4 protein-coding genes are annotated in these 9,084 nt (G+C 65.0%); all 4 read left to right on the top strand.

The window, feature by feature from the left end:
* The first annotated feature begins 43 nt into the window (after positions 1–43).
* The 4 genes from ON062_RS12295 to ON062_RS12310 are packed head-to-tail and all read left to right on the top strand — an operon-like array spanning position 44 to position 9,075.
* A complete protein-coding gene (locus ON062_RS12295) occupies positions 44–2,770 on the top strand; it encodes a hypothetical protein (protein WP_274647446.1) in 2,727 nt (908 codons plus the stop codon).
* Positions 2,767–4,329: an AAA family ATPase gene (locus ON062_RS12300; protein WP_274647447.1), complete on the top strand. Its 1,563-nt coding sequence runs from the start codon at positions 2,767–2,769 to the stop codon at positions 4,327–4,329. Before ON062_RS12295 ends, ON062_RS12300 begins: the two co-directional genes overlap by 4 nt.
* A 10-nt stretch (positions 4,330–4,339) precedes the next feature.
* A complete protein-coding gene (locus ON062_RS12305; RefSeq protein WP_274647448.1) occupies positions 4,340–6,475 on the top strand; it encodes a site-specific DNA-methyltransferase in 2,136 nt (711 codons plus the stop codon).
* Positions 6,472–9,075: a DEAD/DEAH box helicase gene (locus ON062_RS12310; protein WP_274647449.1), complete on the top strand. Its 2,604-nt coding sequence runs from the start codon at positions 6,472–6,474 to the stop codon at positions 9,073–9,075. Before ON062_RS12305 ends, ON062_RS12310 begins: the two co-directional genes overlap by 4 nt.
* Positions 9,076–9,084 lie beyond the last annotated feature (9 nt).

A 9,084-nucleotide genomic window follows, 5' to 3' on the forward strand; every position in this document is an offset into this window, starting at 1 on the left:
GCTCGCGGGCTAGGCTCGCGTCTGGGAAGGGTTTCAGTTAGCGATGATTTCGACGGGTGGGGGATCGAGTGCCGTCGCGGCATCCGCTCACGCGGCGTGTGCACGGTTTCGCGGAACCGATCCGCTGATCACCGGGCGGCCGCGCCGCAAGCTCGCTGCCGAGATCGGGTTTGAAGACCTCGGCGTCGGAATCCCCGAGGCACGCTGGATGCGTGCGATGACCTTCGAGCGTCTCGTCCGGGACAGAGCCTTCGCGAGTCGCGTCACCACCTCAGCTGTGGGAGCGCTCGGCCTGGACCGCCCGACCTCGGTTGTCACCATCGACGTGAGGGTGGATGCCGAAAAAACGGCGTCTGCGCTGAGCGCTGCGCACGATCGCGCAGTGCGCAAGGGCGAAGCGACGCTGATCCACCAGCCCGCGTTGCCCTTCCCGGGATTCGAGGGCAAGGATGCGACCGACGTCAAGCCCGACTATGTCGTCGTTGCCCCGACCGCGGGCGATGGTTCGGGGTCGTGGCTGATCGTCGGCGATGCCAAGGACTACGAGCGCGTGCGCTCCCGCATCGACGATGGACGGATGCTGAAGGGCTTCCTTCAGGTCGCGCTCGGTGCCGAGGCATTCGAGGCGTGGTCGCGGGTGCCCGACGACATGACGGTGCACACACACGGCATCCTCGCGGTTCCTCGCAACGCGTTCCTCCAGCCCATGGCCATCGTCGAAGACCTCCACGACCATCGCGAAGAGGTGCGGATGCGGGTCGCTGAGCGCCGCGCCGAGGCGCAGGCCGCACAGCTCGAAGAAGACGCAGTGCTCGCCGACTACGTAGCTCACCTCACGGCAACTTTCGATCCGTCGTCGTGCACCACGTGCAACATGTTCTCGTTCTGTCGTGAGGAGCTGCGCGGGTCGGCCGACCCCGAAGACCTGCTGGTTGAGATCGGGATTGATCCGTCGATGCGCACTCACGTCCGCCCGCTCATTGCCGACCCCGGTGCTCACGTTTCGGCGCCCGAGTCGATCGTCGCCATGGTCCGCGCGACGCTCGCCGGCACCGCGGTCCACACGGGTCAGCGTCGCATTGATGCGGCCGGGCTTCCCGGCACGATCAACATCGTCCTCGCGAAGTCCGATGCGGCGGCACTGGGCGTCCACGGCATCGGCATCCAGCGCGTGTCGGAGTCGGGGCGAGGCAGGTGGAAGTTCGAGACGTTCGCGAACCCACAGTCACCCGAGACCCGTCGCAACGTCATGCGGCACCTCGGCGTCGCGATCGAAGACGCCATGCGCGATCAGCGCAAGGCAAACCCGGATGGCCCAAGCCCGATCCATCTCGTCGTGCCTGACTCGGCGACGGCAGACCTTCTGACGTCGATCGCTGACAACCTTGCCGGCGTCGAGCTCAGCCGTCTCCGTTGGGAGCGCGACCTCGATCAGCACCGCCCGGCGCTCACGTGGGACGGCGAACCCGCCGAGGTCCCGCGCCCGCTGCGCGAGACGGCTCGCACGGCCGTGTCATTCCTGCTCGAGGAGGACCGCGCCCGCGCGCTAAGCGTCCGCTGCCCGATCATCGACCTGCGCACCGTGCTGTCGCGGCACATCATCGCGGGCGGCCCGGCCGTCAACGCCCTCCGCCTCGACTACGTCGTGGAGTGGGCTGCGAGCAGCAAGCCCATAGATCACCGCGCCTACGGCGACAGCATCGAGCAGAACGAGTACACCCCTGGTGCCCGGCTTACGAAGACGCGATCCGATGCGCTGCACCAGGCTCTCGCCGGGGTCGCACCGCGCGGACGGGCGCACGGTGTAGACCCCGACCCGGCGCTCCACGATCGGCTGACACGGGAGGAGCTCGCGTACAAGGCCGAGGTGTTGGATGTGGCGCTCGACGCGCTCCAACCGCTGGAAGTGTCCGAGCTTCGAGACGCGTACCGTGCGGTCGAGGGCGATGCCCAGGCTGTGTGGCGCCGTCGCCTTTCGCTGAACGCGTCCGACCTCGTGCGCTTCGGCCGAACATATCGGCGCTGGCGCAACTCGCTCGTCAATGTGATCGAGGCCGACGCCAAGTGTCACGATCAGCTCCTCGCCCTTACCAACCCATCTTCAGCAGCCGAGATGGCGACGGATGCCGGTACGCGCCACCTCGCACACGCAACGGTGCTGTCTGTCGAGCCCCTCGAGATCAAGATCGACTCGCGCCGCATCGTCGCCGACAGCAAGATCGTGCTGCTCCACATCAACGGCGAACCGTGCGTCGAGGGTGTCGGTGCCTCCGTGACACTGACATCGGGTGCGTTCACGATTGAGGGTGTGAGCATCGGCGCGCTCTCCCGCGACGGCATCGACGAAGCGCGCCCCGAACGCGAATTCCGATGGATGCCGAAGGTCGCGCCGCATCTGGCTCTCGGTGATGAGCTCGTTGTGGCCGATGTCGGCTGGTTCGCGTCGGCGCCGTGGGGCAAGCGTCTCAACCTCGCCCGACCGAAGGCCGACGAGTACGGCGCACCCAAGATCGATTGCACGCGCGACTCTTACAGACAGGATCCCGAAGCGCACAAGTGGTGCTGCAAGTCCCACGTCGCCAACGAGTCGGAGTTCTCCGACCAGCTCGCCGAACGCCGCGCGCGCGGCGAGCTCAACCCGGAGGTGTGGCCGCCGGTCCGAGATCTCGATGGTTTCGAGGTGTCGCCCGGCGGATTGCCTGAGGGTGACGCCACACGTACTCCGTCGGCTCAGCCGCCGGTCGACGTGACACTGGACGACGTGGAGTGAGCCCGGTGATCGACTTCACGAGTCCCCTCACGGCGCCCGCCAGCGGAGTGCACCACGAGGCTGCGGCCGCGGGCAATGCGGCGGTGGCGGATGCTGCGGCCCGCGCACTCCGCGACGCGCTTTCTCGCACCGCCCCGATCGACCGAATCCTGCTCAAGGCTGCCGCAGGAGCCGGCAAGTCCTATGTGCTCAAGCGACTTGTCGCCGAAGCGCTCGAGCACCCTCAGTGCACGAAGGTGTCGATCGTCGCATTCACCAACAAGCAGACGCGACCGCTCGCGCGTTCGCTGGGCAAACTGCTCGGCAAGGACCGGGTCTGCCTGCGCGTGAGCGCTAAGGGCGCCGGTGACGTACCCCCCGATGTGGCGGATGCCGTGACGGTTGCTGCCGCACGCAAGGAGATCCCGTCGACCGCGCAGGTCATGATCTCGACCGTCGCGATGCTCCGTGCTCCCAAGGAGCTGTGGGAGATGGAGAAGGCGCTCGGTGGCAAGGGCGCGAACGGCGAGCGCACGTTCGACGTGCTATTCGTCGACGAGGCCTGGCAGATTCCTCACCACCTGTTCGACGACATCACCCGCGCGGCGCCGATCTGGGTCGGCGTCGGCGACGTCGGTCAGCTGCCACCGCTCGAAATTGGCGCGAATCCGTGGCGCGGTGACGATCGCTACAACCCCTACCGCGCCTGGCCGACCGACTACGAAGGTGATGCCCGCACCTGGTCGCGTGAGCTTCCGGCCGTGTGGCGGCCGAACGCCGCGCAGCTCGGTCTGTGGCGCGCGTTCTACCCCGAGTGGGCGGAGCTGAACTGCGTCGCCGCACCCAGTGACCGCACGATCAGCCGTACTAGTCCCCCGGTCGTTGAGAAAGCCAAGCGAGTCGAAACGCACCCACCTGTCACGGCCGAGGCAGCGCGCGCCGTCTGGGACCAGGTCGCCACAGGAATTCCAACGCTCCTCGAGATCGATGGTCTCGATCCCGCCGAGGCGCCGGACGTCGACCTCCCGCTGATGAATGCGATCGAGGCGCTGCTTGATCACCTGTTCACCTCCGGTGTATCGCTCGGACACGCGAACTACGACGAAACCGCCACGCCTGACGGCTCCGTGACGACAACCGAAGCGGGCTCCGTGCACGAAGACCCGATCGTCTCCGTCCTCGCCACCCGCAACCAGGCAGTGGATGATGCGGCCGACATGGTCGCCCGTCTCCGCGAGAAGCACGAACTCGCGGACAACGACCTCGTGAGCTCCACCGTCGACTCGTACCAGGGGCAGACGAACGGGATCACCGTGGCGCTCCACCCGCTGACCGGCGCGGCGAAGCTCGACGACTTCAACTCTGCCTTCGGTCGGCTCGCCGTCACGTGCACCCGAGCGACGCACGGACTGCTTCTCGTCGCCAGGCCGGGGCTCGATACCCTGCTCCAGCAGGCTCCGGCCCGGCCGGGGACGCCGTTCGGTGAGCCTGGCAACCGGACGCTTCCCCGCCAGACGCACCAGCGAATTCTCGCGACGTTCGCTCGCGGCACCCTCGATCTCACTCCCACTGACGCCTAAGGACTTCGCGTTGTCACACCTGAACGACCTCATCCGTCAACTTGCCACGAAGGACGAGGCACTCGCGCGCGACATCGAGCGCGAAGTCACCGCGCTCCAGGATCGGCGCGCGTTCGGCCTCAACTTCGAGCGCCACCAGCCCGAGGCGGTGGAACTGCCCGGGCGCAAGGTGCGTCGCGGCGACAAGGTGCGTGTCCTGCCTCCGCGGGGCCAGATGCCCAAGAAAGAGAACGAGCGGCTCTTCAAGGTCCGCGAGATCGCCACGACCGACGACGGACGCGTTGCGGCGATCGAGGCTCTGGATGACGCCGAAGCCATTGTCGAGGTCGCCATCGAGGACCTCGTCGTCGTTGCGGAGTTCCGCGACCCGATCTACCCAGGGCTTGTTTCGACCGGCAAGGTCGAGCGCGGCGGTGACAAGCCGTACCACTCGGTGATCAATGCCGAAAACTACCACGCGCTACAGGCGCTGCTCTTCACGCACCGCGGCAAGGTCGATTGCATCTACATCGACCCGCCATATAACACCGGCGCGAAGGACTGGAAGTACAACAACGACTACGTCGAGGGCGACGATCTCTACCGCCACTCGAAGTGGCTCGCGTTCATGGAGCGGCGGCTGCTGCTCGCGAAGGAGTTGCTGAACCCGGATGACTCGGTGCTCATCGTGACCATCGATGAGAAGGAGTACCTGCGGCTCGGGATGCTGCTGGAACAGTTGTTCGCGGAGGCGACAATACAGATGATTTCCTCATCGATCAGCCCGTCCGGTATGGCTCGAGGGCAGGAATTCCGCCGAAGTGACGAGTACATCTACTTCGTGACTATCGGATCGGCCGCTCCCACTCCGATCCGCCTCGGAGAGGAATGGCTGGGTAGAAGGTCAACCTCAACCGGCTCGCTCCGCTGGAACGGCTTGATGCGGTCCGGGACCGAAGCCCGAAGACAGGACCGGCCTGGGATGTTTTACCCGATTCTTCTCGACGCCCAAGATAGCAAGCTCTTGGCTATCGGTGCGGCCCTCAGTCCAGATGCCCCTCGCGATTCGTATGTGGCGCCGGCAGGTCAGATTGCAATCTGGCCAATTCGAACGGACGGATCGGAGGGACGCTGGCAGATTGGGCCCGAAAGCGCTGCGGCGCTTGTCCCGAAGGGCTACCTAAAGATTGGTCGGTTTGCCGGCGACCGGACCGCGATTGCGTACCTCAAGAGTGGCGAACAATCGAAAGTGGAAAAGGGTGTCTTCGGCGCGGCAGTGATTGGGAAGGCCGGGCATATCGAGGTAGAGGGTAGTGCTGAGGGGAATCTTGCCCTTCCTACTACGCAATGGTCACTGCTATCCCATTCCGCTGCCGAGTTCGGCTCGACCCTTCTGCGTGCCTTCATCCCATCCAGGCGGTTCCCCTTCCCCAAGTCGCTGTATGCGGTCGAAGATGCACTGCGGTTCTTCATTCTTCGCAAACCGTCTGCGCTTGTCGTGGACTTCTTTTCCGGCTCGGGCACGACCGCTCATGCGGTTATGCGAATCAATAAGCAGGCTGGTGGAGCTCGGCGTTGCATCGCGGTCACGAACAACGAGGTCTCCTCCGACGAGCAGGTGAACCTCCGCAAGCGCGGACTTCGCCCTGGCGACACCGAATGGGAGCAAATCGGGATCTGCGACTTCATCACGAAGCCGCGCATTCGCGCGGCCATCACGGGGGAGACTGCCGACGGCGCTCCGATCAAGGGCGTTTACAAGTTCACCGACGAGTTCCCCATGGCTGAAGGCTTCGAAGAAAACGTCGAATTCTTCTCTCTCACCTACGAGTCCCCGCTTCGCATCGAGGCGAACCGGGAATTCTCGCGTATCGCGCCGCTCCTTTGGCTCCGTGCCGGGTCGAAGGGTCGTAGAATCGACGTCCTTCCAGCGGGATGGGACGTCGCGGAGACGTACGGTGTGATCTCGGACCTCGACAACTCGGAGCAGTTCGCTCAGGCAATCGCGGCCGCGCCCGAGGCGTCTATCGCTTTCATCATCACCGACGAGGACCGCCTGTTCGAAGCGCTCGTGCGTGAGCTTCCCGAACACGTCGAACCCGTGCGACTGTACGAGGCGTACCTCCGAACATTCGAGATCGAAGCGCGGAGGGCGGCCGAGCGATGAAGTACACGCTCAAGGACTACCAGGCAGAGGCTGTCGACAAGGTTCTGACCAACCTCGAGAAGGCGCGCAGCACGTACCGGCGCGATGGCGCCGAGGTGGCGTTCAGCCTGACCGCAGCGACCGGTGCCGGCAAGACGGTCATGGCAGCGGCATCCATCGAAGCGCTCTTCTACGGAAGCGACACGTTCGAGTTTGATCCCGACCCGGGGGCGGTCGTGATCTGGTTCTCGGACAGCCCCGCACTCAACGAGCAGAGCCGCACGCGACTGATGCAGGCGTCGGAGAAGCTGATGTCGGGCGATCTCGTGACGATCAAGCCGCCGTTCGCTATTCCGGAGCTCGAGGCGGGGAAGGTCTACTTCCTCAACACCCAGCGACTCTCGAAGAACTCCTTGCTGACACGAGGTTATGTGCCGACCGCGGACGAGATCTTCGACCACGTCGCCACCCCCGATGACCTCGCCTGGAACATCTGGGAGACCATCGGCAACACGATCTCGAACGACGACAAGACGCTCTACCTCGTGCTCGACGAGGCCCACCGTGGCTTCGACACGAAGACCTCAAGTGACCGCAAGACCATCGTGCAGCGACTCGTCAATGGCGAAGGCAATCAGCCGCCCATCCCGATCGTCATGGGCATCTCGGCGACGATTGACCGCTTCGCCCAGGCGATGAAGGAAGCGCAGGCGAGCGACAAGCGCCAGGTGCTTGACCAGGTTGCCGTGCATCCGTGGCAGGTGCAGGAGTCGGGTCTCGTCAAAGACACCGTGATGCTCGACATCCCCGATGAGGTCGGCAACTTCGACTCGGTGCTCGTCAGGCGCGCTGCGCGCAAGCTCAAAGAGTCCACCACGGTCTGGCATGCGTACTCGAAGCACGAAGGCCTCGCCGACGTGGTGGAGCCGCTACTCGTTGTGCAGGTGCCGAACGTGCCGGAGCACGACGACGTGGGCGTCGCGCTCGACACGATCGCGGATGAGCTGGGCGGGCTGCCGAGCAGCGCGGTGCGGCATGTGCTCGGAGACCACAAGACACAGACGTTCGGCAGCTGGGACATCGATCACATCGAGCCACAGCGAGTTCAGGACACCCCTCACGTCAAGGTGTTGATCGCGAAGGATGGCATCTCGACAGGTTGGGACTGCCCCCGCGCCGAGGTGTTGGTGTCGTTCCGGCCGGCGAAGGACCACACGCACATCACCCAGCTGCTCGGTCGCATGGTGCGCAATCCTCTCGCTCGGCGCGTGCCCGGCGACGAGCGGCTCAACTCGGTGGACTGTATCCTCCCGTTCTTCGACAAGACGATGGCGGGCAAGGTCGTCAAGTACATGACGGGGCAGATCGAGGAGGTAGGCGGAACCTCATCGCGCAAGGTCGTGATCGAGCCGCACGAGATGTCGGCAAACCCGAACGTCGGCGAGGCCGTGTGGAAGGTCTGGGACGCGCTGCCGTCGCTGAGCGTGCCGGTGAAGGGAGCGCGGCCGGTGAAGCGGTTGGTTGCGCTCGCCCAAGCGCTCTCGAGCGACGGACTGCGGAACGGTGCCCTCGCCGAAATCGAGTCGAAGCTGCACACGGTGCTCGACGAGTTCGCCGATCAGTACCCCGATCTGCTCGCATCTGCGGTGAACGAGGTGTGGGAAGTCCACGTGCTCAACCTCGTCGCGACGACCGGAAAGGCGGGGGTGTCGTATCGCCAGTTTGTCGAGCGAGCTGATGCCCGAGCCATCCGCGTCGCTTTCGAAGACGCGAAGCGTGCCTTCGGGGCCGATATCGCGCAGTCCTACGTCGACCACCTCGCAGGACCTGACGACGAGGACGCCGACGACGATGGGCTCACCGAGGCGTATGTGAAGGCGGCCGCACTCGCGTACATCCCCGAGCTTCGCAAGAAGATCGACGCGGTGTCGGAGTCCATCGCGAAGGACTGGTTCGCCGAGTACAGCGACGCGATCGAAACGCTGAACGACGAGCGACAGGAGCAGTATCTCGAGATCTGGACGCTTGCGACCGTCCCGCAGCCCGGCAAGTTGCGGCGCCCCCGCAACCGCATAGAAGACTGGAAGATGGTCGACGCGAGCGAGCAGATCGTCGCGGCGCCGTTGGCGGAGCTTCACCTGATGTCGGATGCCGACGGGTGGTTCCCGATTGGCACGCTCAACGAATGGGAGCGCAAGGTCCTCTCTGCCGAACTCGCCTCTGGTACGTGTCTCGGGTGGTACCGGAACCCTGCCCGAGCCGCAGTCGATGCGCTGGGCGTAACGTACCGCGATGTGCTCGGCAACTGGCGGTCGATGCATCCCGACTTCCTCTTCTTCCACGAGGTCGACGGTGAGGTCAAGGTATCAATCATTGACCCGCACGGGCATCACCTTGACGACGCGCTCGTGAAGCTCAAGGGTTTGGCGGAGTTCGCCCGGGACTACGGGAAGCACTTCCACCGGATCGAGGCGATCGCCAATGGATCGAGCGGTTCGGCGCTGAGGTCGCTCGACCTCAAAAACCCAGGCCTGCAGCGAGCGATCCTTGACGGCGCCGGGCGGGTGGTCGATTTCTACGACGGCGAGTTCGCGATCGAGTACTCGGGTCCAGCGAAGTAGCGGCGGTAG

The sequence above is a fragment of the Microbacterium sp. C7(2022) genome (assembly GCF_028823665.1).
Classification (GTDB): Bacteria; Actinomycetota; Actinomycetes; order Actinomycetales; family Microbacteriaceae; genus Microbacterium.